General features: G+C 30.3%; 1 protein-coding gene and 1 pseudogene. Both read left to right on the top strand.

What is annotated here, in order from left to right; all coding sequences use genetic code 11:
• The first annotated feature begins 235 nt into the window (after positions 1-235).
• Complete coding sequence (locus tag IW492_RS17790; protein WP_202069430.1) at positions 236-916, top strand: HlyD family efflux transporter periplasmic adaptor subunit; 681 nt, start codon at positions 236-238, stop codon at positions 914-916.
• A gap of 318 nt (positions 917-1,234) precedes the next feature.
• Positions 1,235-1,444 (top strand): annotated as a pseudogene (locus IW492_RS17795) (transposase); the annotation flags it as partial.
• Positions 1,445-1,674 lie beyond the last annotated feature (230 nt).

The following is a 1,674-nucleotide window of genomic DNA, read 5'->3' on the forward strand; positions in this document are numbered from 1 at the left end:
ATGTGTATAAGTCATAGTGAAAAGTCTCCTTATTGATTGGTGTTGGAACCTCAATAATACACGATTTTTCACTAGGATGTTTTTTTATTTTTTAGGTGGCTAACTTGATTATAAAATTTGCGATTATTTTTCTCTTTTTCAGTCATATAAAATCAGTATAGAAGAAATAGACAGTTCTCAAGAGAACAATTCTTCGAATATTACAACTAAAGAAAAAGTAAATAATGATTTTTTGTTGCAACTTAATGAGAAATATAAGACTGAAGAAACAGCATTAACAGATTTGAATAATGAAAAAATTACAAAAGAAACTCAATTGTCTAATCTCAAAGAAAAGAATTTTTATGTGGAAGATACAATCAATAAAATTAGGCAAGATACATTATCTTCTATAGAAAATAGTATCACAACTACTCAAAATACATTGAAAACGGAGAAAGACAAAAGTGCATCTTTGCAAAATGATATTGACGTTAATACTATTACTTCAACAAAAGATGGTATAGTAAATATTTTAAATGAAATTAATAAAGGGGATATATTGAGTGGAAATGCTAATGTAATGCAGCTAGTACCTAGAAAAGATAAGTATTTTATTCAAGCATCAATTCCAGAGAATGAAATTGCTAAAGTAAAAGAAGGAATGGCAGTGAAGTGCAAATTTAATTCCATACCTTATCAAGAGTATGGAAAAATTTCTGGAAAAATAGTACAAATATCAGAAGCTTTTTTTCAAAATGAGGAAAAAAGCACAAACTATTATATAGCAGAAGTAGAGATAGAAGTAGAGAATTTAAAAAATAAGAAGGGAGATTTACTCGAAATTAAGGCGGGGATGCTAGCTGAAATAGAAATTATAACAGGAAATGAAAGTGGCTTAGAATGGATTCTGAAAAAAATAAATTTAACAGACTGAGTAAACGGATTATGTAAAAGTGTATTTTTACTTTTTTAGTTGTTATTTTGCAGGTGTAGGGTGCATACTGTTGCTTAGTTTTTTTAGAGAAGATTTTGGAGCTTAAAACAATCAAACCTTATGAGGTTTGATAAAATGAATAATCACTTTATTTCTGAATTTGCCTTGATAAATCAATGTTATGAAACTATATGAAAAGAGCTATCTATTAATCAGGTCTTAAGAAAGCACGTAAAGCTTCACAAATGCGGCTTTTTGTCAACGAATGTTGGTAAGAAAAATCCAGAGAAATAGAGTCGAGTCTAGAGAGAAATTTTCTCTAGAATTATGGGCTATTTGAAAGGGAAAAGTGCACTGATGATATTCGAGAAGCATGTAAACTTGAAATATAAATATGGTAACCGAAAGTTTTGGGTAGAAGGATATTATATGAGTACGGTTGGACTGAATGAGGCAACAGTTGCCAAATATATTCGTGAACAGGAAAAACACGACCAAGCAACTGACAAGTTAAACGTAAAAGAATAGGAAGACCCGTTTTCAGATGGTCAATTTAGAAAAAAATAAGAGTGTGGGATAATAGTCTGGTGCGCTCCCCGTCAAGAGGACAGTGAAATATAATAAAACTTTTTAGTGAGTGTGGGACAATAGTCAGAAAAAAATCTGATTATTGTCCCACTTTTTTTGATTTTAAGGTATACAAAAAGCACACGACCTTATAAGATTAAAGTGACTAAACTCAACCAAAAAGGAGTGTG

The sequence above is a fragment of the Enterococcus sp. BWB1-3 genome (assembly GCF_016745275.1).
Taxonomy (GTDB): domain Bacteria; phylum Bacillota; class Bacilli; order Lactobacillales; family Enterococcaceae; genus Enterococcus_L.